The 24069-nt window shown below is 62.7% G+C and carries 22 protein-coding genes and 1 pseudogene; 18 read left to right on the plus strand and 5 right to left on the minus strand.

Translation table 11 applies throughout. From position 1 onward, the window contains the following. Nucleotides 1-94 precede the first annotated feature (94 nt). Genes ACT3UE_RS04110 through ACT3UE_RS04120 form a run of 3 tightly spaced genes read right to left on the minus strand, consistent with a single transcriptional unit; the run spans nucleotide 95 to nucleotide 2133 of the window. The gene (locus tag ACT3UE_RS04110) at nucleotides 95-862 is read right to left on the minus strand and encodes an SCO1664 family protein (protein ID WP_444554220.1); all 768 of its coding nucleotides are present in this window, start codon (nucleotides 860-862) and stop codon (nucleotides 95-97) included. Beyond that, the gene (locus ACT3UE_RS04115) at nucleotides 862-1416 is read right to left on the minus strand and encodes a DUF3090 domain-containing protein (RefSeq protein ID WP_444554219.1); all 555 of its coding nucleotides are present in this window, start codon (nucleotides 1414-1416) and stop codon (nucleotides 862-864) included. Before ACT3UE_RS04115 ends, ACT3UE_RS04110 begins: the two co-directional genes overlap by 1 nt. Before the next feature lie 24 nt (nucleotides 1417-1440). After that, nucleotides 1441-2133: a histidine phosphatase family protein gene (locus ACT3UE_RS04120; protein ID WP_444566284.1), complete on the minus strand. Its 693-nt coding sequence runs from the start codon at nucleotides 2131-2133 to the stop codon at nucleotides 1441-1443. A gap of 283 nt (nucleotides 2134-2416) precedes the next feature. On the opposite strand from ACT3UE_RS04120, the gene ACT3UE_RS04125 reads away from it, so the two are divergent. After that, entirely contained in the window at nucleotides 2417-2857 is a 441-nt protein-coding gene (locus tag ACT3UE_RS04125; RefSeq protein ID WP_444566285.1) for a YtoQ family protein, read from the plus strand. Here ACT3UE_RS04125 and ACT3UE_RS04130 read toward each other — a convergent pair. Next, complete coding sequence (locus tag ACT3UE_RS04130; protein WP_444561370.1) at nucleotides 2847-3749, minus strand: AAA family ATPase; 903 nt, start codon at nucleotides 3747-3749, stop codon at nucleotides 2847-2849. The genes ACT3UE_RS04125 and ACT3UE_RS04130 overlap by 11 nt on opposite strands. Before the next feature lie 49 nt (nucleotides 3750-3798). Between ACT3UE_RS04130 and ACT3UE_RS04135 the strand changes: the two genes are divergently transcribed. The 14 genes and pseudogenes from ACT3UE_RS04135 (at nucleotide 3799) to ACT3UE_RS04200 (ending at nucleotide 18774) form a co-directional block, all read left to right on the plus strand. Beyond that, nucleotides 3799-4452, plus strand: coding sequence for a hypothetical protein (locus ACT3UE_RS04135; RefSeq protein ID WP_444555761.1), 654 nt, complete (start codon nucleotides 3799-3801; stop codon nucleotides 4450-4452). 258 nt (nucleotides 4453-4710) lie between these two features. Further along, the gene (locus ACT3UE_RS04140) at nucleotides 4711-5907 is read left to right on the plus strand and encodes a PD-(D/E)XK nuclease family protein (protein ID WP_444566286.1); all 1197 of its coding nucleotides are present in this window, start codon (nucleotides 4711-4713) and stop codon (nucleotides 5905-5907) included. Between the two features lie 743 nt (nucleotides 5908-6650). After that, complete coding sequence (locus ACT3UE_RS04145; RefSeq protein WP_444555759.1) at nucleotides 6651-6992, plus strand: hypothetical protein; 342 nt, start codon at nucleotides 6651-6653, stop codon at nucleotides 6990-6992. An 89-nt stretch (nucleotides 6993-7081) separates the two neighbouring features. Beyond that, on the plus strand, nucleotides 7082-7519 hold the full coding sequence (locus ACT3UE_RS04150) for a methyltransferase family protein (RefSeq protein WP_444555758.1): 438 nt from the start codon (nucleotides 7082-7084) through the stop codon (nucleotides 7517-7519). A gap of 177 nt (nucleotides 7520-7696) precedes the next feature. Then, nucleotides 7697-7945 (plus strand): annotated as a pseudogene (locus ACT3UE_RS04155) (NAD(P)-binding domain-containing protein); the annotation flags it as partial. A 181-nt stretch (nucleotides 7946-8126) separates the two neighbouring features. After that, a complete protein-coding gene (locus ACT3UE_RS04160; protein ID WP_444555763.1) occupies nucleotides 8127-8306 on the plus strand; it encodes a hypothetical protein in 180 nt (59 codons plus the stop codon). A 211-nt stretch (nucleotides 8307-8517) separates the two neighbouring features. Further along, the gene (locus ACT3UE_RS04165) at nucleotides 8518-9210 is read left to right on the plus strand and encodes an SDR family oxidoreductase (protein WP_444555757.1); all 693 of its coding nucleotides are present in this window, start codon (nucleotides 8518-8520) and stop codon (nucleotides 9208-9210) included. Nucleotides 9211-9381: 171 nt separating this feature from the next. Further along, nucleotides 9382-10677, plus strand: a complete 1296-nt coding sequence (locus tag ACT3UE_RS04170; RefSeq protein WP_444566287.1) for a mechanosensitive ion channel — start codon at nucleotides 9382-9384, stop codon at nucleotides 10675-10677. A gap of 228 nt (nucleotides 10678-10905) precedes the next feature. Continuing rightward, entirely contained in the window at nucleotides 10906-11688 is a 783-nt protein-coding gene (locus tag ACT3UE_RS04175; protein ID WP_444566288.1) for an alpha/beta fold hydrolase, read from the plus strand. 123 nt (nucleotides 11689-11811) lie between these two features. Beyond that, nucleotides 11812-12726, plus strand: a complete 915-nt coding sequence (locus ACT3UE_RS04180) for an NADP-dependent oxidoreductase (protein WP_444555267.1) — start codon at nucleotides 11812-11814, stop codon at nucleotides 12724-12726. 909 nt (nucleotides 12727-13635) lie between these two features. Beyond that, complete coding sequence (locus ACT3UE_RS04185) at nucleotides 13636-13791, plus strand: hypothetical protein (RefSeq protein WP_444555268.1); 156 nt, start codon at nucleotides 13636-13638, stop codon at nucleotides 13789-13791. Between the two features lie 255 nt (nucleotides 13792-14046). Further along, the gene (locus ACT3UE_RS04190; RefSeq protein ID WP_444566289.1) at nucleotides 14047-15834 is read left to right on the plus strand and encodes an ABC transporter family substrate-binding protein; all 1788 of its coding nucleotides are present in this window, start codon (nucleotides 14047-14049) and stop codon (nucleotides 15832-15834) included. A gap of 262 nt (nucleotides 15835-16096) precedes the next feature. Next, a complete protein-coding gene (locus ACT3UE_RS04195; RefSeq protein WP_444555270.1) occupies nucleotides 16097-17641 on the plus strand; it encodes an ABC transporter permease subunit in 1545 nt (514 codons plus the stop codon). Then, on the plus strand, nucleotides 17638-18774 hold the full coding sequence (locus tag ACT3UE_RS04200; protein WP_444566290.1) for an ABC transporter permease: 1137 nt from the start codon (nucleotides 17638-17640) through the stop codon (nucleotides 18772-18774). The genes ACT3UE_RS04195 and ACT3UE_RS04200 overlap by 4 nt, the downstream gene beginning before the upstream one ends. Nucleotides 18775-18811: 37 nt before the next feature. Here ACT3UE_RS04200 and ACT3UE_RS04205 read toward each other — a convergent pair whose 3' ends face one another. Then, on the minus strand, nucleotides 18812-19447 hold the full coding sequence (locus ACT3UE_RS04205) for a PH domain-containing protein (RefSeq protein ID WP_444555272.1): 636 nt from the start codon (nucleotides 19445-19447) through the stop codon (nucleotides 18812-18814). 103 nt (nucleotides 19448-19550) lie between these two features. Between ACT3UE_RS04205 and ACT3UE_RS04210 the strand changes: the two genes are divergently transcribed. The 3 genes from ACT3UE_RS04210 to ACT3UE_RS04220 all read left to right on the plus strand — a co-directional run bounded on the left by ACT3UE_RS04210 (nucleotide 19551) and on the right by ACT3UE_RS04220 (nucleotide 24048). After that, on the plus strand, nucleotides 19551-21383 hold the full coding sequence (locus tag ACT3UE_RS04210; protein ID WP_444566291.1) for an ABC transporter ATP-binding protein: 1833 nt from the start codon (nucleotides 19551-19553) through the stop codon (nucleotides 21381-21383). Between the two features lie 330 nt (nucleotides 21384-21713). Beyond that, a complete protein-coding gene (gene typA / locus ACT3UE_RS04215) occupies nucleotides 21714-23636 on the plus strand; it encodes a translational GTPase TypA (RefSeq protein WP_444555274.1) in 1923 nt (640 codons plus the stop codon). Next, nucleotides 23623-24048 carry a hypothetical protein gene (locus ACT3UE_RS04220; protein ID WP_444555275.1) on the plus strand — a complete coding sequence of 142 codons (426 nt, stop codon included), beginning with the start codon at nucleotides 23623-23625 and terminating at the stop codon, nucleotides 24046-24048. Before typA ends, ACT3UE_RS04220 begins: the two co-directional genes overlap by 14 nt. Nucleotides 24049-24069 lie beyond the last annotated feature (21 nt).

Consider the following 24069-nt stretch of genomic DNA (forward strand, 5'->3'; position numbering starts at 1 on the left):
ACATATTTCCACCCGTGGTGCGTCGCAATAATGCCGTGCTCCTTGTGCGGCTTCACTTTCGGGTGGCTCAGCTTGCGGGGCCAGTGGGGGCGCCTTAGAAAAGGGGCCAAGGCACCGCGGACATCTCACCGCGTGGGGATGGAAACCGGCCCTCTGAGAGCAACCGTGTGCAACGTGCCGCGAGAGATGCCAGTTCCTCGACGCTGAGCAAGTCCACCAGTTCCTGGCCCAGACCGCCCTGTAGCCCTTCGCTGACCCGACCTATGCCGTCTCGTTCATCGGCGGTGAGGGCTTCTCCCAGCCACCCCCACAGCACCGTCCGCAGTTTGTGGTCGCTGTGGAGGGTGAGCCCATGGTCCACACCGTGCCGATGGCCGTCAGCCATGGCAAGAATGTGATCTCCTTTGCGGTCGGCGTTGTTGACGATGATGTCGAACACCGCCATGCGTCTGAGGGCAGGCGAGTCTTCGTGGACGAGCGCGATTATCCGTCCGCTCTCATCACGCCCCTCGAGAACCTGTTTCCAGCCGGTCTCCGGAACCTGGTCCGTTGCGACCAGGTCCACAGCGTTTTGGGTTCGGTCCCGCTCCTGCCAGAGCTGCACCATTCCTTCACCCATCGGCCCATCACGCAGCCAGGTGCGTGGCACGATGTCCCAGCCGAGGGCCTGCGAGACCAGATATGCGGCCACTTCCCGATGAGCCAAGAGGCCCTGCGGAAAATCCCAGAGCGGAGTTTCGCCAGCTATCGGCTTATAGACAACCACTACATTGCCGATGGTGCCGAGGAACGTAGCGTTGGACGCCGTCGTGATGCGACCGGTCAGAGTCAGCTCGGCTGTCGCGAGGTCCGGCGTCGCCATCAGACCTCGGGGGAGGGACAGTTGTGCCCGTCTGCGTCCATGGGATAACCACAGAACGGGCATATCGGACGACCGGCCCCGACGATCTCGCGGGTGCGCTTGGTGAATGCACGGGCGCTGCCGACCGGAATTCGCACCCGAAGCATTTCGGGCTCGTCAGTGCCTTCCTCGACGAGCCATTCGCCGTTGCCATCAGCATCAGCATCGGTGATGGGGTAAGCCTCCATGACGATTTGGGCCGTGGTCGGGTCCCAGCCCAGGCCCACAGCTCCGGTACGGAACTGCTCCTGGACGACCTCGAGCTGGTCATTATCGACTAGTTCAACGGGAGTGTTCGTGGGAACACTGAAGGGGTTGCCATCGATGGTGATGAGCTGGTCGAGGATTTCGTCGATCTTCTCCGCGAGCAGAGCAGACTGCTGCTTCTCGAGCGCAATGCTGATGATCTGCGTCCCCGCACGCACCTGCAGGTAGAACGTACGCGCCCCCGGAAGGCCAAGGGTGCCAACGACGACCCGATCGGGCCAGTCGAATTCGTGAACACGTGTAGCCATGTCAGTATTCTAGGCGCATATGGTTCATGGGGCCTTCTGTCCTGCACCGCCGCCCACCGGGGCATCACCAGAAAGAGTGTTGGTAGTCAGCCACGATAGATCACCCGCGTTGGTGTTGGTCGCGTAGACGTTCGGCCGACTCGTTCCGTAGTGCACGATCGATACAGAGGCGGGGCCGACGTTAATACGCTGAAACAGGTCAAGATGCATGCCAAGCGCATCGGCAAGGATTGACTTGATGACGTCACCGTGGCTGACCGCCACCCATACGGCTTCCTGGCCGTACGCGGCTTCGAAGGCCGCATCATGGCGGCGAATTGCTGCCACTGACCGGGCCTGCATTTCTGCCATTGACTCACCGTCGGGGAAGACGACGGCGGACGGTTGGGTCTGTACCAACGGCCACAACTCCTCGGACGCGAGATCACTGAGCGCGCGGCCCTGCCATTGGCCATAATCGCACTCTGTTAGGGCTTGATCGACCACCGTGCCCGGTGTGCCGGTCTGGCGCTCGAGGATGATTTCGGTGGTTTCCCGACAACGCTCAAGTGGGCTCGATACCACCCCGGCAATGGGGACGGGCGCGATCCGTTCTCCGGTCAGAGCGGCCTGGTCACGCCCGACCGAGTCCAAGCTGACGCCAGCGGCTCGGCCAGCTAGCAGACCAGTGGCATTAGCTGTGGTGCGGCCGTGCCGCACGAGAAGAACTGTCGCCATCCACCCAGCCTAGCCACCCATTAGCTGGGGGGCGTGAATCGGGCTGGGGCGTGCGTCGACAGTTCATGCGATGTACAAGATGACCAGAGGGTGGTCCGTGACGTGACGGGGTCGACTCCCGCTCTACCATCCGACACCTATCGGCTGACCACCTACGGCGGCGGCGGGGAACCCGGAGCGTGTCATCTTCTGTCGGTCGTTGGAACTTTCCGCCGTTCTGTTGGAAGGTTGGCTGAAGGGCCAATTTTAGGTCCAACCGACATTTATGAAGGAGCATCAAACCATGACTTTTTCCGTCTATCTTTCCGGTGAGATCCACACCGACTGGCGTGATGAGATCCAGCGTGGTGCAGAGGCCCTCGGGCTCGACGTGGAATTCACCTCGCCGGTGACCGACCACCCCGCAAGCGACGCCGCAGGCGACCACCTCGGCGAGACCTCTAGCCAATTCTGGCGTGATCACCAGTCCTCCAAGGTCAACTCCATTCGTACGCGCACGCTGATTGAACAGAGTGATTTGGTGGTGGTCCGCTTCGGAGATAAGTACAAACAATGGAACGCCGCCTTCGATGCCGGCTACTGCGCAGCTCTGGGCAAGCCATACATGACGTTGCACGACGAAGACATCGTCCATCCGCTCAAGGAGGTCGACGCCGAAGCACAGGCTTGGTGCAAGACCACTGCTCAGGTGGTGCAGACACTGCAGTACGTACTCAAGGCATAAAACAGCGGTTGCTCCGTGCTGGAACGCGGTCGACTTTCGCCTCACCGCATTGCCGCGTTCCGGTTCCACCGTTGTCCCTGGGCCGGCATCGGCCCCTGATGCACGAACTTCGTGCTCGCCTTGAGTGCACGACGGAATGACGGGGTGATCGGAGTGCTTCGATGTCGTCGGCCAGGTCGGAGACGGGCCGACGCCCGTCAAGCTCGATGGTTGCGCCTCGCCGTAGCTGTGGTTCGACGTCCCTCGGATTCCGGCGCACTTCATCCTGCTGTGCCCTGGTGCGTCCGTACGGGTTGTTCGTCCTGTTGGCGACACGCTCGATGAGAGCCTGGACCGGAGCGTTCAGCAGCACCACGTGGTCGAACCGGTCGTAGAACCTTCCCTGGTTCTCGACGGTGCCCGAGATCAGCAAATCATCGTGCCGGGCCAGGAGGTCGCTCATTCTCGACTCGTCCCAGACGCTTCCCGGCAACTCCCAGTTGTCGTAGTCCGTATCAACGGTGAGGTGTCCCCGAATGGCAAGCTCTTCGAGCAACGTCGACATCCCGGCACCGGACATGCCGGTGATGAGGATGCGGGCCCTGACGCAAGCGTAATGGACTTCCTGAAAGACGGATGTGAATCCTGCGCGCGTCGAGGGTTGGACTGGAGACCTCCAGCTTCCAGGGCTTCTTCGGGCCGGAACCCGGCTGGTTTCAGCTTCAACGTTTATTTCCGGGGGAGCGCAGTCGGATGCACCCGGTGGCCCACGGTACGAGCCGTCAGGGCACGTCACTTCGGACGACAGGAATCGGTGTCGAGGAGGCGGACGTTTGAATAGCACTTTTGATGCTGCGGCCTCAGTGCTGGTACCGACTATGCCACCGTGGACTACCGCTCTAAAAGGGTACATATGGCGAGCTACGACGGCTGCCCTGGAGCCTTGTTGTAGCGTAGTCGATGTGGAGAATTCAACGGCGTTCGTTCGGGCACTGGAAGAGCTACAGACCACCGGGGTAGTGACGATGCCGGGTAGACCCGCCGGATGGTCGAAAGCGAGACGATGGTTGTTCCTGGTACTCATCGGGCTCGTGAGTCTGGTCGGCTTGGGTGCGGCCATCGCTTTGGGCTTGGTTCTGTCCGGCGAGAGTCTCCGGGTCACGGGGGCGACCATTTCCGGCATCATCTCGGTCTACGCCATGCTCTTTGGCGGGCTGGCCCTACTGATTACGACGTATCGGCGTCAGCTCGAGTTCGCTGATCTTGAACGTGAAGAGGTCAGGCTTGAAACTCGTGGAATGACGCTGCGCGGTATCGGTCCGATTCCCTGGCAGGACTTCGAGCCAGCCAGAAGCATGATGGTGCGCGCCGAGCATAGCGGTAGTTACACCCTTCGCGCCGTGATGCCGTTGACGCAGTTGGGGCTCGTCAATGTGAATCAACGGATGCCTCGGCAATTGCGCGGGCGCATCTCACCAGCCGTGGGGCCGTTCTGGAGCCGCCGCCACCGCTGGTTATATGTCCCCGGGGTGGAAGGGATGCCAGAGGGCGCCGTGATGGAACTGATCAACACGGCTCACTGGATGTTTGGCCAGACAGTTCACACTCACCCATGAGCTGGCAGCGGGTCAACGCAGGGCCGGATCCCGCCCGTTCTTCGGCATGCGACCAGGTCTATTCAATAGAGGCGGGCCGGTTGCACGACGCTGCGATGAGCAGAGCTGCGACGTAACAACCCCCGATGACATTCGTAGGGAGGACCCGTCACGAGGCGTCCATGGGCCACGCCCATGGGACGGGTGCCGGGGATACTGCCAAGCTTTGGGCGGGATACGATCGCGAAGCCATGGACCGCACACACCGGAGGAGGCGCGATGACCAACGATCTCGTGACGGGCATGCTCCCGGTGCTCGGAAGATCCTTGGAGCCAGGGTTCAATGTCTTCGACGTGATGCACCACGGACTCCACGAGAAACAGATCTCCAACGTCTTCACGTGGCTTCTGGAGGTCGAAGGTTCCCACCGACTCGGCGACGCCTTCATGAAAATCCTCATCGACGAAGTTAATCGTCAGAAGACCGGCGCTGAACCGCTTCCGGACGCCGGCTACTGGGTCCGGCAGGAAGTGAACACTGCTGTGGCGGATGAGCCGGCAGACATCGCCGATATGGTTCTCGAGAGCGATGCCGCGGTGCTCGTCGTTGAGAATTACTTCACCTCCGACGGGCATGGCCATAGTTACGAGGGATATCTTAAATACAGCCGACGCGACGGACGGAGGGGCGCCGTCGTGCTCCTCTGCCGAGACCGGGATGAAACGCTTCAGACCCAAGGCTGGAAGAACGCCCCGGTTCTCACCTACAGCCTGTTGATCGAGCGGCTTCGCGGAGTGATCGATCGCGATCCCGGCTACCGCCAACGGAACCCGGAGGCCTATTCGTTCCTTGACCAGATGAGTCAGAAATTTTCGAACGGGAGGGGACTCGTGGAAGAGCAGGATGTGGTCGGCTTCGTCGTCGCGATGTGCGCGACGGGAGAAGCGAGGAGGTATCAGGGCAAGTGGCAGGACGTGGAGGCGGAAAAGTTCGCGAACGATCTGGCAGTTCAAGCGCGTGAGCGTTTCGGTGAGGGCCGTGAACTCCTGAAGAGACTGAAGTTGCAGGCGCGCCTCTTCGCTGCCAACGTCCTGAAAGACCAACTGAACGCAACGTTCGGCCCCGAATACGTGCAAGAGGTAAGTGCACGTTATGCCGGGATATACGAATGGACGGTCAATTTTGAGGTGCCCGGAGGAGGAACTGACTTCGGAGAATGTCAGCTGCAGCTCAAGTTCGGCCCCTCTGCCTGGTTCGCGAACGAGCAGGACCCGAACTGGAGGCAGACGGTGGCTGGGGCGTCGGTCGACTACTCACATCTTTTCATCACCCGGGCGGAGACCCGTGAGGTTCGGCAGAGCGAAGTCACCATCGGTGAAGTTCTCGACGGGCTTGATCAGTCCGATAGGCGACTGCACGATGAGATCGTGAGGCTGTTGGATGGTGATGGAACTATCGTTTCGTCGGAGTCATAGAGGCGGAACTGCCTGCCCCGCCTTCTGCGCCACGGCTAGTTGACCGGTGTTGTGCCGGCCTGCGAAGTCTCGGGCCGAAGCCAGCTCCAGGCGAGTGACCTCTCCCCACGGAACCCCGGCGTTGTGCACACGGCCCTGATGCACGGCTTCATCAGGCAGGGACCGTCTCCTTGTCCTGCGCCATGGCGACGCCGTCGACATCCGTATCAGTCTCGAGCATGCTTCACGCGCCGGGCTCTACGATGGTGACGAGAGAGGGCCTTGCCTACTAACTCTGGGGGTACTTGCCCCAGGTCATTCGAAGGAAGTGTGCGTGTCAGAGTTCAGGGCTCCGGCTCCTCGGCCCGGAACGGGCGCTCCCAGCCCTGTTCTTCCGTCCCGTAGGCCGGTTGTTGTCTGGAATCCTGATGCCGATACTCCCTGATGGCTCTGGGCACGCTTCTGGTGTTCTGGGGCTGCTATTGGGCCGGCACCACGTGCAACGACTGATTCCTCATGGGCGGAATCGTTGTCGCGGGAACGCACATCCCGGCACTCATCGTTCTACAACGATGACGCGATGGGCTGGAAGGACTCGGCATCCATCTCTGGTTCCTTGCACTGTCGCTCATCATCTCGCTCGTCCTGGGAGGGGCCCTGCGTTCCAGCTGTTCCATGTGGCTGCCGAACAGGGAGTGCCCGCCGTACCGCAGCTCATGGCGAACCTCGTGGTTTTGTAGGAACCGTTCTTCGTCTTCGGCTGGTTGTTCCTTCGCTGGGAACGTGCTTTCGGCTGGCTGCCAGCGATTCTGCTGACCGGAATCGGGTTAGCGCTGCAGCATGTCGGCTCGGTTCCTTTCGCACAAGCCATCGGCTTCGGCCTGTTCGCGGTGCTTTTCGGCATCGTTTTCGCATTTGTGCGGAACCTCTTGATCCTGTGGCCGTTGTTCTATCCCGTCGCCAGTGGAATCGGGACGCTGCAAGCCGGCTATCTGATGGGGTGGCCCGAGGCGTTCTCTGGCGCGGTATTACTGGCGGTGCAAATCGTTGTCCACGTCGTAGTTTTCCGGATCAGCCGCCGGGGAAGGCAGCCCGCCGGGACCTGAGGCTGCCAAGGGGTGGTTTCGGACAGCAGGGATTGCTCTACTGGGAACACGGTTGCTAGCCGCAGTGAAACCCCGACAGGAGTGAAGAAATGAGCAAGGTCCCGGTTCCTCCCACCACGTTGGCTATCTGCCTTACAGGGCAATACCTGCTGATGCGCCAGCGTGCGGTGACACCGACCTCGGCCACCGTGGCCGCTGTTCTTTCACTGGCCTCGGGATCCCTCGTCGTGGGCAGCTTATGGGAGTTCCGACGCCAGCGCACCAGCTTCGATCCGGTCGACGTGGAGGCCGCCACGTCGCTGGTGGTCCGGGGACCGAACCGGCTGACCAGGAATCCGATGTACCTCGGCATGGCCGGCCTGCTGGCTGCCCACGCGATCCTGCGTCGGTCCGCCGTCGCCGTGCTGCCGATGGCAGCGTTCGTCCTGGTCATGGGCCGCGTGCAGATCCCCCTCGAAGAAAAGGCATTGAAAGCGAGGTTCGGAGCAGACTACGGGCGCTACCGTGGCTCGGTGCCCCGCTGGTGAACCGTTGTCCGGTCTGCCGCCCCGGAGCCGGCCGCGCGTCGATTACCCGGAGCAGCGCGCCTCGCGGCCCTGGTGGCAAGAACGTCCCCGAAGGGGGCTTGAGTGCGGAAACCGGGCCCTGACCGACGTACGCTGACCCATGGATGTTGGATCGGCCACGGGAAAGAAGCGGCAGTCATGAAGATTGGGATATTGGGGACGGGCAGTGTCGCGCAGGCCCTCGCGGGCGGATGCATCGACGTCGGACACGAAGTAACCCTGGGCTCGCGACAGCCGGAGTCACGCACGGGGCTCCCTTTCCCTGTCGCTACCCTGGAAGCGACGGCCCGAGATGCCGAGGTGATCGTGAACGCGACGCCGGGGGCCGCGTCCGTGGAACTACTCGGTCAGCTGGATTCGGCCGCTTTCAGCGGAAAACTACTCATCGACGTTGCCAACGCCGCCACCTCCGGATTCAACCACCTGTACCCGGGCTCCAGCCTCGGCGAAAAGCTGCAGGAGATGCTTCCCCAGGCACAAGTCGTCAAGACGATGAACACCTGCGCCGGCAAAATCTTCGTGAACCCCTCCCTGCTGGAGCCGAGCAGCATCTTCCTCTCCGGAGATAATGTCGGGGCCAAAGATCGGACGACGTCACTCCTTGGGGGAACTGGGCTGGACCTCGGAATCCATCGTGGACCTGGGCGGGATCGAGACCGCCAAGGGGCCGGAGCACTACTTCATCATGTGGGCGTATCTCACGGACGCGCTGGGCACCACGGCCCTCAACATGCAGGTCGTTCGCTGACGAACGAAGTGGCCCGTGTGGTCGACCGGAGTCTGCACTTCGGGACCGGCCCGCTGCCGGCCTGCACACGCTCCAGGACGGTAGCGCCAGGCCGATGAGGAATATACGGCTCCCCACGACGTTGTACCCAGCGGAAGCCGTCGTCTGAAACCCGATCATGGGCGGAGCGACGGACGCTCTCGGCGCCGAATCGGCGCAATCGGAGGTTTTCGTGTCAACAGCAGATAAAGGTCGCGTCATTGTCCTGGGCGGTCATGGAAAGATCGCCCTTCTGGCGGCGCCCAAGCTCAAGGACGCGGGGTACGCCGTCGAATCCGTGATCCGTTCCGCGGATCAAAGGGGCGACATCGAAGCCGCCGGGGCCAGCCCGGTTGTTCTCGACCTGGAGAATGCTGACGCCGAGGCGTTGACGCAGGCGTTCTCCGGTGCGCAGGCCGTGGTCTTCTCCGCCGGAGCCGGCGGCGGTAGCCCCGAACGCACACGCTCGGTCGACTTCGAAGCGGCGGCCCGTACCATGGATGCCGCCGAAGCAGCCGGCGTCAAGCGATTCGTGATGGTCTCCTATGCCGGCGCAGGTGTTGATGCCGACCGGCTCGATCCGGAGGACTCGTTCCATCCCTACGCGCAGGCCAAGCATGATGCGGATGCCCATCTGCGGCAGACAGGTCTGGATTTCACGATCCTTGGCCCCGGACGGCTCACCTTGGAGCCGGCCAGCGGAAAGATTACGATCGCTGATTTCGAGGGCACGATCGCCGGCCAGGCGCCCGCGGGCGATGAAGCCGTGACCTCCCGCGAGAACGTAGCCGAGGTCCTGGCCCACGTGCTCTCGGACGGGGCTGCGATTGGCCGCACAGTCAACTTCTATGACGGTGACACCCCGATCGCCGAAGCGATCAACTAAGCAGATCGATGACCCTCCGGGGGGCCGGCCGCCGTTCCGGGTCGGCCCCCGGCAGTGGTCGCCTCTTCCGGACCTTCGCTCTGCGGGGAGGATCATGGGGAGAGGGCTGCAGATAACGAATGGACTGTGAAATCGGTTCCGGTCGATGTTTAATCCGAGTCGTTTCTTGAGGTGTCCTGTAGTCTGCTGCGACCAACGGCAGATCGAAACTGCCTTGTTTGCAAGTCCGGACCAATAAGGAGGCTTCCCATGGAAGACATCGATTGGATAGGTATGGCGCAAAAGGTCGGCATGGCCATCGTCATACTCATTGTGACGTGGATTATTGCCAAGGTCGTGAAATGGGCCATTGGCAAGGTTGTCGGCCGCGTATCGTTCTTGCAGAAGCAAGACGGCGATGGTGCATCGACCGGAGAATCGATTGGCAGTATCGGTTCGTTGATCGTCTGGCTGTTCGGCCTGGTGGCCATCCTCCAGGTGTTCGCCCTGGACGCAGTCCTGACACCGATTCAGGAACTCCTGTCCACGCTGATGGGCTTCCTGCCCAACGTCATCGGGGCCGCTGTGGTCTTCTTCATCGGCTTCGTGATAGCGAAAATCGCCAAGCAGCTCATTGCCTCCGCCATCGGAATGCTCAACTTCAACAGCATTGCCGGAAAGATGAAGCAGGTTGATCCGACCTCGGGTGCCGGGGCAACACCGACCCCAGCCCAGCCGTCAGGTGCCGCCGAGGCACAGGCGGGAGCCGGGATGGACTCCCGGAAGATCGGCTCCATGGTCGGCAATCTGGTGTTTGCCGTCATCTTGATCGTGGTGGGCATCGCAGCTCTCCAGATCCTCGACATCTCGGTCATCTCCGATCCGGCCGAGCAGATGCTCACCATGATCCTCAACGCGATCCCGATGATCATCGCGGCCCTGGTGCTGCTGGGCATCGGCGTCCTCATCGCAAAGTTCGTCGGTGGCATCCTGGAGGCCACGTTGCGTGGTCTTGGAACCGACCGGGCAGCAACGAACCTCGGGATTCTGAGCGCCGACAAGAGCGCCTCGACCATTCTGACCCGCGTGGCACAAGTGGCCATCGTGGTGTTCTTCGGGATCATGGCTGCTCAAGCGCTTGGTTTCCCCGAGATCTCGGATCTGCTGAACACGGTGTTCGCACTCGGGGGCCGGGTGCTGTTTGGCGTCGTTATCGTCGCCGTCGGCTTCCTGATCGCCAAACTGGTGTCCAGTGCCATGGGGGCCGGCACGGGAAGCACCGTCGCCAAGTACGTCATCATCGGGCTTTTCGCCGCGATTGGACTGAAGTACATGGGCATTGCCGACTCGATCATCACGCTGGGCTTCGGCGCCGTGGTCGTGGGCGGTGCTCTGGCTGCGGCGCTGGCCTTTGGGCTGGGTGGACGCGATGCCGCGGCACGCGTCCTGGCAGAGAAGGACCCGAAAAAGCACGTGACACCCGAGTAGGAGCTCCACGAACGTCTCGTTGGATGACGTTCTCATGACCGGTCGGGCCCGGTGCTGTGCAGAGGTGCGCAGCACCGGGCCCGACCGCGTGGGCCTAGTGGTCGACCGGGAGACACGGGGATCGGAATGAGGGAACAGATGGAACGCACGCCCGGACACTGCACGGCGGGGGACCCGGTGATCCCGCGACCGGCTACCGTACGTCGAGGCACTGGAACACCGATAATCATGATTCATGGCAATGGCGTCGATCACCGGTTGCTCCTACCGCTGGATCCTTGTCTGGCCGATGCCGGTGCCTGGGAGCGGATTTACCTGGATCTTCCCGGCTTCGGCGGAACCCCCGCGCTGGAGGAGCCCGGTGGATTACCCGAAATTGCCGACTGGCTGCAAGAAACCATTGGCGAACTGGTGGGGGACCGGAAATTCGCCGTGCTGGGGCACTCACTCGGAGGTGTTCTGGCCGCGCATCTGGCAATCACTTTCGGGGATCAGATGAGCGGAATGGCGTTGTTGGCGCCGGTGGTCCATCCCCGGCCACGAGATCGCACCGTGCCCGAGAAACGGGTCCTGCACCGAGACCAGAAGTTCCTCGGTTTGCTCGATCCGCAGGATGCCCGGGAATTCGAAGGCATGGCCATCCTCCACACAGCGGAGGCCTGGGCCGCATTCCGAGATGCCGCCCTGCCGGGGATCCGCGCCGCGAACGCACGCGCCGTCATGCAGTTGTCCCGCCGATATCACCTGGCCCCCGAGGCGGGCCCCGGGTCCCGGGCCGCAGGGACGGTCTCGCCCCGGACGCTGATCCTTGCCGGACGGCACGACCACGTCGTGGGGTTCGCGGATCAGGAAGACTTGTTGCTGCGGTATCCGCAGGCAACCTACGTCGTGCTGGAGGACGCCGGACACAACATCCACCTGGACCAGCCGGAGCGGGTCGCAAGCTTCCTGCGGGCCTGGGCCAGGGCACTCCACGAGAGCGCAGAGGAAACCCAGACGAGGTCACGATGACGGGCACCACCACGCCGTCCACAACGGCCGATGGAGAGGCTGGCCTGGGCCCAGACCCCGGCAGGCGGGAGGCTCCGCTGGAATACACGGGTCCTTCTCGGCGTTGGGGGCGGTATGCGAGCAATGACCTACAGCAAGTACGGAAGCAACGACGTCTTGGAGCTCACCGAGCTGCCGGTGCCCAAGGTCGGCCCGGGCGAGGTGCGTATCCGCGTCACCCATGCCTCGGTCAATCCGGTTGATTGGAAGATCATGTCCGGAGGCCTTGACGGGCTCATGGATGCACATTTCCCCGTCATCCCCGGGTGGGACGTGGCCGGAGTGGTCGACGCCGTTGGGCCAGACGTCCCGGAATTTGCCAGTGGCGACCGGGTCGCCGCCTATGCGCGTAAGCAGGTGGTTTCCGGCGGGACGTTCGCTGAATACGTGACGGTCTTCGCCGTGGACGTTGCGGCGGTTCCCGAGGGAGTGACACAAGAAACCGCGGCGGCCCTACCCCTGACCGGGCTGACCGCCCAGCGCAGTCTCGAAGCACTTGATGTTCTCCCTGGGGAGCGACTGTTGCTCCACGCCGCCTCCGGAGGAGTCGGCTTCCTGGCAGCGCAACTGGCCATCGCCACGGGAGCTGAAGTCGTCGGCACGGCCTCCGTGGCCAACCATGAGAAGCTAACCGCTCTGGGGGTCACCCCGGTGGCCCACGGGGACGGGCTGGGGGAGAGGCTGCGCGATATTGCCCCGGATGGTTTCGACAAGGTGGCCGACTACGCGGGAGGGGTCCTGGACACAACGCTGACGGTGCTCAAGGACGGAGGCCGTCATGTTTCCATCGCCGATCCCGGGGTGATCGAGCATGGGGGTCGCTGGCTGTGGGTCCGGCCCGACGGGTCCCGTCTGGGTGACCTGCTGGACCAGGTGGCAGCAGGGTCACTCGAGGTGGTCATCGATACGGTCTATGGACTCGAAGCGCTGGCGACCGCCTTCAGTGCCTCCCAGCAGGGGGCCGCGCGCGGAAAACTCGTCCTGCATATCGCCGACTGACCGGCCGCGGTCTATGCATGAAATTTGCTGCGGACCTTGAAACCTGGCTCATGCACTTCCAAGTGTGCGGTTCCATGGCCAGCACGGTTCGACGTGGAGAAGGCGCGGTAGGAAGTGGTGCGTCACCCACTATCGCTCGAGTATGAATGCGGCCCGACTGATGCTGACCAGGGAGATTCGGCAGACGTCCGTAGCGGGTTGGAACCAGGAGATTCCAAGTTGGCTTCCTCATTCACCCTGGCGTACCCGTAGGGAGCCTTGACCTGTCACGAACAGATCGGTTGAACACCAACGTTCTTCTTCGGCTGGCAGTTTCGGACCCCAACTGGTTCCGGCAGTCCGGGGTGCGCCCGACACCTCACCGTTGACAAGGGGTCCGTGCCGCGTAGCAAGCACGCGGCTGTTGGCGTGGGTACATTTCCACGCCTGGCGACGGCGATGAAGCACGTAGGGCTGGTCCGGGGGCGCCGCAGAATGAAGCGAGTGCCCAGAATATAGACGCGGGCCCTTGTTACCTCAAGAAGTTTGATGCACGATATAACTACCAATAACAAAGGATGTTAGAACGTAGTCAAATAATGAATCATCTTTAGAGAAAGTGGGTGCATTCTAGTTTTTTGTATAAGTCCTGACTGGCTTCACGTTTGCAGTCGTTGCACCATTGGGGATGACGGTCGGATCTGCGGCACTGGGGGACGTGGCGCCGGCCTGTTCGCCCAGCAGCTGTGTTTGGGCCAACCAAGGCGGGGGAGAGCGCAGTAGTCCAACTGCTAGATCACATCGATTCCCGTGGTGGATCACCGCAAGGGCTGCACGGGCCACGGCGGTCAGTGCCGTGCCCGGGGTCGGGTCCGGGGAGGCGAACTCGAACGGAGCGCGCTTCCGGCCCCCGGGAGGCTGTATCACTGCATGGCCGGCGGTGCAAAGATTAAATCCGCCCTCTTTGATGCCGGGTTCGGTGGCTCGGGAACGCGTATCGCCTCAAATGCATGGCGAGACACGCCGTCATTGATTGGGAATTTTTACAAAATCTTCGAAGATCCGCTTGATGGCGCGGACGAGTAGTTGACAATCCCCAATCTGAAGCAGATCCTTGAGTTCTCGCGTAAGGATCGATGCCGAGGGGAGCCGCCGGACGAATGTGACCACCATCTCGCAAAGTTGCGACTCCATAACAACGGAATCTGAAGCGAGATTTTTATATCCAAGGGGCCCCTCCGCAGTCTATGGTTTCTCTATGTGAGACAGGCCACTCCTCGTGGTCTGTCGCAGTCAAGTGGATCGCTCGGCTGGAGAACACACCAAACACAAGGAGGCGGAATGCGTTTCACACGTATTTCCAAGGCAGTCGCGATTGGCGCGACCGCCGCCCTGGCACTGAGCGCATGCGCGGCCAGCACGGGCACCAACGACTCATCGTCCGGGGCCGACGAAGGAGAGGGCAACGGCGGAGAGATCCGTGTCGTCGAAGTGAACGCCTTCAGCTCGTTCAACGACAACACGGCGAAGGGCAACGTGGATATCAACTCCAAGATTGCCTACACCACCCAGTCGGACTTCAACTACATCGACAATGACCTGAAGGTGCAGAAGAACGAGAAGTTCGGCAAGTACGAGGTCGAGTCCGAGGATCCGCTGACCGTGAAGTACACCATCAACGAGGGTGTCAAGTGGTCGGATGGCGAGCCGGTGAATGCCGACGACATGATGATGGCCTGGGCCATCTCGTCGGGGCACTTCAACGACGCGAAGACCGACGACGAGGGCGAAGTCACCGCCGGAACCAACTACTTCGACTATGCCGGTGACACCTCCGGGCTGGCACTGACCGACGTCCCGGAGATCGGCGATGACAACCGCTCGATCACGCTGAAGTACTCCAAGCCCTTCGCCGATTGGGAAACCAGCTTCGGGATGATGGGGCCGGCACATGTCGTCGCCGACAAGGCGGGCATGACTGTCGACGAACTCACCGAACTGTTCAAGACCGCAGACAAGGGAGATCCGGAAAATCCTTCGAAGAAGCCGAATAAGAAGCTGAAGAAGGCCGCCGACTTCTGGAATACGGGCTTCGACACCAAGTCGCTGCCCGACGATGAGTCGCTCTACCTCTCGTCCGGCCCCTTCATCGTGGACAAGATCGTCCCGGACCAGTCCATGACCCTGGTGCGCAACGAGGACTACGACTGGGGACCGGAGCCGAAGGTCGACTCGATCGTCGTGCGATACATCAGTGAATCGCCGGCCCAGGTCCAGGCGCTGAAGAACCAGGAAGTCGACATCATCGCCCCGCAGGCCTCCGCCGACACGTTGGAGTCGCTGGAAGCCCTGGGGGATCAGGTGGTTGTGGAGAAGGGGGACCAGCTCTCCTACGACCACATCGACCTGAACTACAACGGCGTCTTCAAGGACAAGGATGTCCGCAAGGCCTTCATGCACACGATCCCGCGCCAGCAGATCGTGGATACGATCATCAAGAAGCTGAACCCGGATGCAAAGCCGCTGGATTCGCAGCTCTTCGTCCCCGATAACGACGGCTACGAGGAGTCGGCGAAGAACAATGGTTCAGCCGATTACCAGAAGGCCGACATCGAGAAGGCCAAGGAACTGCTCGACGGCAAGAAGCCGAAGGTCCGCATCATGTACAGCAAGGACAACCCGAACCGTGCGGATGCCTACTCGCTGATCGCTGCATCGGCGAAGAAGGCAGGCTTCAAGGTCGTCGATGGCGGTCTGGGGGCCTCGGAATGGGGCAGCGCGCTGGGAGGCGGCACCTATGACGCCACCATCTTCGGCTGGATCTCCTCGGGCGTCGGCGTGACCGGTGTCCCGCAGATCTTCGGCACGGGCTCCTCGTCGAACTTCAATAAGTTCTCCGATAAGAAGGCCGATGAACTGATGGATGAGCTCATCGTCACCACGGATGAGAAGAAACAGACCGACCTGCAGATCCAGATCGACAAGTTGATCTGGGACTCCGGATACGGGCTGCCGCTCTTCCAGTCGGTCGGCGTTGACGCCTACGACTCGGGAGTCGAGGGCGTGGAGTACATGTCCAACCAGACCGGTGTCTGGTGGAACTTCTGGGATTGGAACCTGAAGAAGTAGCTACGTCGGGTAACCGGATATAAGTGCCACTGAGGCGCCGGGACCATGATTCACGGTCCCGGCGTCTCAGTGTGCCGCTACAGATGCAGGTGGAAGGGATTCCACCGATTGGTCGGACGCCAGGTCCGCCCCGTAGTTCCTTGACCGGGCCACGGGAAGTGATTGGGATTTCCCTCCTTCCCGAGTGCTGTGAGGTGAACTACACTTCTGCAAAAGTACTGCCGGGTGATCCCCGGTATCTTCTACCAAGAGGCTATATTTCATGGTGACCTACATCATCCGACGGCTCGTCACTGCCGTGCTCATCCTCCTGGGCGCCTCATTCGTCGTGTACCAGCTCACGGCCGCGGCGGGCGACCCCTTGGATGAACTGCGACAGAGCAACGCGCCGAATAAGGACCAGCTGATCGCGCAAAGGGTGGCCCTGCTGGACCTGGGCACCCCCGCCCCGTTGCGCTACTTCAAGTGGCTCGGGGGCGCCGCCCAATGTGTGGTCCCGCTGGTCGGCAAATGTGATCTGGGTCAGAAAATGAACGGTGAACCCGTGGTGGATGCCCTCGGGCGCGCGGCGGGCCAAACGATCCTGCTCATCACCGCCGCGACGATCCTGGCCATTGTCATCGGCATCGGTCTGGGCATCATCACCGCCCTGCGTCAGTACAGCACGCTGGATTACTCGGTGACCTTCATGGCCTTCTTGTTCTTCTCACTGCCGATCTTCTGGATCGCCGTACTGCTGAAGGAATTCGGGGCCATCGGCTTCAACGATTTCCTCAGGGACCCCGTCTTCAGTCCGACATCGATCCTCATCACCGCGATCTGTCTGGGCATCGTCGTCGTCCTGTTCATGGGTGGAAGCTACCTGAAACGGATCATCGGTTTCCTGATCGGCGCCGCCGCCACTGCAGGGCTGATGTATGCCCTGTCGGTGACCGGATGGTTCAGCACCCCAGGTCTGGGCCCGATTCTGATCGCCCTCTTCGGCGTGGGCATCGCCTATCTGGCCACCCAACTGACTGCAGGAGTGAAGAACCGCAAGGCGTTGTACTCCTCCCTTCTCATGGTCCCGGCCGGTCTGATCGCCTATTACGCACTGAACCCGGTCCTCTCCGGCATCTCCGGATGGGGAATCCTCGGGCTGTTCGTGGCGACCCTGGCGGTCGGTTGCATCGTCGGATGGTTCATGGGCGGATTCGACCGGGGCCAGTCCATGCGGGCAGCGGCCTTGAGTGCCTTCTTCGTGGGAGGCCTGGTGATGTTGGACCGCTTCATGGTGGAGTGGCCGAATTACTTCTCCAATGGTCGGGTCCGTGGACGCCCCATTGCCACGATCGGATCCTCGACTCCGAACCTCGAGGGCAACTGGTGGATCCAGAACATCGACCTCTTCACCCACCTCCTGCTGCCGACCGTGGCGCTGCTGCTCGTGTCGCTGGCCAGCTACTCGCGATACTCCCGAGCCTCGATGCTCGAGATCATGCAGATGGACTACATCCGTACCGCCCGCGCCAAGGGCCTTCCCGAGCGGACGGTGGTCATGCGCCACGCGTTCCGCAATGCCCTGATCCCCCTGGCCACGCTGGTGGCCTTCGACATCGGTGGGTTGATCGGTGGGGCGGTGATCACCGAACGGGTCTTTGCCTTCACCGGCATGGGCAACCTCTTCGTGGACTCGCTGTTGCCGGTACCCGACCCGAACCCGGTCATGGGCGTCTTCCTCGTGACCGGCATCCTGGCCCTGGTCTTCAACCTGATTGCCGACCTGGCCTATTCCGTACTCGATCCGCGCGTAAGGGTAAAAGCATGAGCAGGCCGAATCCAGAAACCCCGTCCGGGCAGCTGCCCGAGGACCTCGAGGCGGCTGCAGTCCCCGAAGAAGTCCAAGGCCTGTCCCAGAACGCCATCGTCCGCAAGCGGTTCATGGGAAACACGCCGGCCCTGATATCGATCGTCGTCTTCGCGCTGATCTTCGTGATGGCCTTCTCCTCCATCGGCTTCATCGGGATCCCCGGCTGGTGGCATTACAGCTACGAGCAATTCAGCACCCAGATCAACGGCGGACGACCGACCTTCGTTAATTTGTTCAATTGGGGTGACCACCCCTTCGGACAAGACCGGATCGGGCGGGACTACTTCGCCATGACCATGCGAGGAACCCAGCAGTCGATCGTGATCATGTTCGTCATCGGTTCGGTAGGTGGCTTCATCGGGGTGGTCGTGGGCGCACTGTCCGGGTACTTCCGTGGATGGATCGAAGCGGTGCTGATGCGCATCGTGGACATCATCATCATCGTTCCGCTGCTGATCCTGGCTGCCGTCCTCGGACGCATCTCCGGCTCCGCCGTCAGCGGCAACATGGCCACCGTCGCCTTGGGGCTCTTCATCGGGGTCATCATCTGGACGGGGCTCTCCCGTCTGGTCCGCGGTGAGTTCCTGACCCTGCGTGAGCGCGAGTTCGTCGATGCCGCCCATATTGCCGGTGCCTCCAACACACGCATCATGTTCAAGCACATCCTGCCCAACGCGGTGGGCGTCATCATCGTGAACGTCACCTTGCTGATGGCCGCGGCGATCCTGCTGGAGACGGCGTTGTCCTACCTGGGATTGGGCGTGAAGGCCCCTGATGTCTCGCTCGGTTCGCTGATTTCGGACAACCAGGAGGCCTTCAGCACCCGCCCGTGGCTGTTCTGGTTCCCCGGCTTGTTCATCGTGGTCATCTGCCTGTCGATCAACTTCATCGGCGACGGGCTGCGTGACGCCTTCGATCCACGCCAGCGCAAGTTCAAGGCCAAGAAGGCCAAGGACCGTGGAGTCCATGGGTCGGCAGTGAATGACTCCGCGTCGGCTGCCGCCATCGCCCAAAGGACCGAGGGAGGTGAGGACTCAGGACGTCACGGGTCCTCCGACCCCGATGATGATGGTCCGGCCCACCGGGCCTAGCCGGGGCCGTGCCGGGAGCACAGGTTCCGGCACGGTGTCAGGACAGCACGGCAGGCAAGGTCAGGCTCAGGACGATCAGGATCAGGAGGACAGTGAGATGGATCCAATGGATGCTTCGCCGGGTCTTCAGGGACTCCGTGGACTCGAGATCCAGATCCCCGTCTTCGGCCATGCGTGCCAACCGTCGTCTGACGATGTCGGCGACCACGCCGGAGTCGCTGGAGCGTTGATCGCCCGGACGGATGCTCACATAGCTGGTGCCGGATTGGTCGCGGGACTCCGATCTGGCCGAACGGCGCGAGTCGCGCAGTGCCGAGATGACGCTCGGAGCAGGAGCGGCCCACGCGGTGAAGCGCCCCTTGGGCGTCACCAGGGACAAGGCGTATTTGGTGTCCACCAGGATGATCGTCGACCACGGGACCCGAAGGGTCTGCAACGGATTGATCAAGGTGACACCGGCGTCGTTGACTTCCACCCGGGGCAGCCAGAAGACGACCCACGCGGCATACCCGACCACAAGAACGGGCAGGATGGCCGGTGCCGAATACCAGCTTCCCGTCCACAGGATCGCGACGGCGGCTGCGACGGCCAACACCATGAGGGCCATCGCCAGGAAACGGGGCCCACGGGGCCTGAAGGTGAAGTCCCGGTTAGTGCTATAAGCAGAAGTCATAACCCACATAGTTTCAGGATTATCGGCCGCCATGTAATCGGCGCCACACAACACCCCGGCCGCCGGCCTACGCGGGCCGCCGGCGGAAGGAAATGAGGACCAGATGAGCCAGCAGAATCCCTCCTCCCGGGAGGCAACGCAGGGCGGCGAGCAGCCGGTCCTGAAGGTCAGCCACCTCTCCGTGGACTTCGGTGTGGACAAGGAATGGGTCCCCGCTGCCATCGACCTGAACTACCACGTGAACGCCGGCGAGGTGCTGGCCATCGTGGGGGAGTCTGGATCGGGCAAGTCGGCCAGTTCGATGGCCCTGCTGGGGCTGCTCCCCACCAACGCCAGGATCCGTGGTGAAGTCACCCTCAACGGGCAGTCACTGCTCGGGCTGTCCAGCCCGAAGATGCGCCAGGTCCGGGGTAACGATGTCGCGGTCATCTTCCAGGAACCCATGACCGCCTTGAACCCGGTCTACACCATCGGGTTCCAGATCATGGAGACCCTGCGCCTGCACAACCCGATTTCCCCCGCGCAGGCCCAGAAGCGTGCGTTGGAAATGCTCGAACTCGTCGAGCTTCCCGACCCGATGAAGGCCTTCAAGTCCTACTCGCACCAGTTGTCCGGCGGTCAGCGTCAGCGCGCCATGATCGCCCAGTCGCTCTCCTGCGACCCGAAGCTGCTGATCGCCGACGAACCGACGACGGCCCTGGATGTCACGGTCCAGGCGGAGATCCTGGATCTGATGCGCAACCTGCGCAATAAGTTGAACTCGGCGATCGTGCTGATCACACATGACATGGGCGTGGTGGCCGACCTCTCCGACCGCATCGCCGTCATGCGGCAGGGGCGCATCGTTGAGCACGGGACCACCCATGAGATCTTCAACGACCCACGACACCCCTACACCCAGGCCCTGCTGGCGGCCGTGCCGAAGCTGGGCACCGGGGGCGATTCCATCGGGGAAGTCGACGTGGATGCCGCGGTGGCGGCGGCCTCCGGGACCGAACTGGATTCACCCGAGGATGAATCCTTGCAGATCCGTGAACGCAAGCTCCTGGATGAGGCGAAGGAAGCCCAGTACGGGGCCGCGAAGATCGAGGACCGCCCCGTGGTGCTTGAGCTGAAGGACGTTGCCATCGAATACCCGAAGCAGGGGCGCGTACCGGCCTTCCGCGCCGTTGAGGGCGCGAATCTGACGGTCCACCAGGGCCAGGTCGTGGGTCTGGTCGGTGAATCCGGTTCGGGAAAGACCACCATCGGCCGGGCCGCGGTGGGGTTGCTGCCGGTGGCCGAGGGGTCCTTGAAGGTCAACGGGGCCGAGCTCTTCGGGCTCAAGCCCACCTCCAAGGAACTCTTCCACATCCGCCGACAGATCGGCATGGTCTTCCAGGACCCCTCCAGTTCACTGAACCCGCGTCTGCCGATCGGTGAGTCCATCGGCGAACCGATGCTCCTGGCCAAGGTCGCCAAGGGGGCCGAGCTGCAGAAGAAGATCGAGACGCTGCTGGACCAGGTGGAACTACCGCGGAACTACCGCAACCGGTACCCGCACGAACTCTCCGGCGGCCAGAAGCAGCGGGTGGGCATTGCCCGGGCCCTGTGTCTGGAACCGCAGCTGATGGTCGCCGACGAGCCGACCTCGGCCCTGGATGTGTCGGTGCAGGCGAAGGTCCTGGAACTGTTCCGGGACCTGCAGGCCGAAATGGGGTTCGCCTCCCTCTTCGTCACGCACGACCTCGGCGTGATCGACGTCCTGGCCGATCACATCGTGGTGATGCGCAACGGGAAGATCGTCGAACAAGGATCCCGCGACGATGTCCTGCGCCGGCCCCAGGACCGCTACACGCAGCGCCTCATGGCAGCGGTTCCGGTGCCGGACCCCGACGCCCAGCGCGAACGCCGGGAGCTGCGGGCCCGTCTGCTGGCCGACTCCGAGGCCTCCTGACCCGACCGGTACGGCCCTGCGGTCCACGTCCGCCGGCAGCAGGCTGCGCCGGCGGACGGTCCCGGGCGGGACAACGCCATCATGATGCCTGCCGGCGCTGGTGGCCCCCGCGCGCGGAACGCCGTGCCACCGGACGCCAGGAGTGTGATTTACCTCTCACGTGCAACCCTGCCGGTCCAAGGATTTCGGGCCCGAAGCGGTCCTGTCCGCCGCCTCGGCGACACGCTCGGTCGCGGCAACTTTTCATGAAGGTCTAGACTGGTCTCTTGGGTCAGCCGTGGCCCCACGTCTTCGACCCAAAAAACATCAACTTGAAGCGAGCCTTTACGCATGTCAGATCTTTCCCCGGGAACCACTAGCGCTACTCGCGAGGATCTTCGCAACGTCGCCATCGTCGCCCACGTCGACCATGGAAAGACGACCATGGTCGATGCCATGTTGTCGCAGACCGGCGCTTTCTCCTCGCATGGCGACACCACGGATCGTGTGATGGACTCCGGCGAACTCGAGCGCGAGAAGGGCATCACCATCCTGGCCAAGAACACCACCGTGTTCTACTCCGGCCCGTCGGCCAAGGGCCATGACGTCACCATCAACGTCATCGACACCCCCGGCCACGCTGACTTCGGTGGCGAGGTCGAGCGCGGACTGTCCATGGTCGATGGCGTCGTCCTGCTCGTGGATGCCTCGGAAGGGCCGCTGCCCCAGACTCGGTTCGTGCTGCGCAAGGCCCTGACGGCCAAGCTTCCGGTCATCCTGGTCGTGAACAAGACCGACCGTCCCGACGCGCGGATCGACGGTGTGGTCTCCGACTCCATGGACCTGTTGTTGGGGCTGGCCTCCGACCTGGCCGAGGAAGTCCCGGATCTGGACCTGGACTCGGTGTTGAACGTGCCCGTCGTCTACGCCTCGGGCAAGGCCGGCCGTGCCTCGACGATCCAGCCAGAAGACGGATCGCTGCCGGACAGCGAAGACCTCGAGCCGCTGTTCTCCACCATCATGGAGCACGTCCCGGCCCCGACCTACACCCCCGGTGAAGTCCTCCAGGCCCACGTCACCAACCTGGACGCCTCGCCGTTCCTGGGTCGCCTGGCCCTGATGCGCGTGTTCAACGGCACCCTGCGCAAGGGCGACCATGTTGCCTGGGCACGCCAGGACGGCCAGCTGAAGACCGTGAAGATCACCGAACTGCTGGCCACCAAGGGCCTGGGCCGCGTGGCGGCCGAGGAAGCCGGACCGGGCGAGATCGTCGCAGTTGCCGGGATCGAAGACATCATGATCGGTGAGACGCTCACCGACGTGGAGAACCCCAAGCCGCTTCCGTTGATCACCATCGACGACCCCGCGATCTCCATGACCATCGGCATCAACACCTCGCCGCTGGCCGGAAAGGTCAAGGGGGCCAAGGTCACCGCCCGCCAGGTCAAGGACCGCCTCGACAAGGAACTGATCGGCAACGTCTCGCTGAAGGTCCTGCCGACCGAGCGTCCCGACTCCTGGGAGGTCCAGGGCCGTGGCGAACTCGCCCTGGCCATCCTGGTGGAGCAGATGCGCCGCGAAGGCTTCGAGCTGACCGTCGGCAAGCCGCAGGTCGTCACCCGCACCGTGGATGGCAAGATCCACGAGCCGATGGAACTGATGACCATCGACGTCCCCGAGGAGTACTTGGGCAACGTGACCCAGCTGCTGGCAGGCCGCAAGGGGCGCATGATCAACATGGCCAACCACGGAACCGGCTGGGTCCGGCTGGAATTCACCGTCCCCGCCCGTGGCCTGATCGGCTTCCGCACGCGGTTCATGACCGATACCCGCGGTGCCGGCATCGCCTCCTCCATGGCCGACGGCTACGAGGCCTGGACCGGTGACATCGAATACCGCAACAACGGCTCGATGATCGCCGACCGCTCCGGAACGGTCACCCCGTTCGCCATGATCAACCTGCAGGAGCGTGGCTCGTTCTTCGTCCAGCCGACTTCCGAGGTCTATGAAGGCATGGTCGTCGGGGAGAACTCGCGCGCCGATGACATGGAGGTGAACATCACGAAGGAGAAGAAGCTCACCAACATGCGTGCCGCGTCCTCGGACTCCTTCGAGAACCTCACCCCGCCGCGTCACCTCACGTTGGAGGAATCGCTCGAGTTCGCCCGCGAAGACGAGTGCGTCGAGGTCACCCCGGAAGCCATCCGCATCCGCAAGGTCATCCTCAACTCCAGCGAGCGCGGTAAGGCCTCCCGCTCACGTGCCCGCGCCTGATCAACGGACCCGCCGGCTCACCCCGGTGATCACCGGCACCCTCGTCGCCATCGTGACGGGGGTGCTGGCCGCTGTCTTCGGCACGCTCCTCCAGGGCCAGATCCACTACCTGGGGGATACGCCCCTGCCATGGGGTGCCGTATTGGCGCTCCTGTTGGCGGGCAGCTTCGCCACGGTGGCCGGACTGTATGTCGAGAAGGTCTGGGTCGCAGGGCTCTGTGGGCTGATCACCTATGGGCTGGTCGCCTGGACCGCCCTGGATACCCATAACCACCTGTTGATCGGGTGGTCCAGCCACGACACGTTGCCCGGTCCGGCCCTGGCCGCAGCCCTGTGGACCTACGGGATCGTCGTCTCCACCGTGGTCGCACTGCTCGTCACCGCCGGTGGCCTGCGCACCCGTCGCCGCTGACGGCTCCGCCGTATTGGGCCG

This window comes from Arthrobacter sp. 179, from assembly GCF_052379645.1.
Classification (GTDB): Bacteria; Actinomycetota; Actinomycetes; order Actinomycetales; family Micrococcaceae; genus Arthrobacter_H.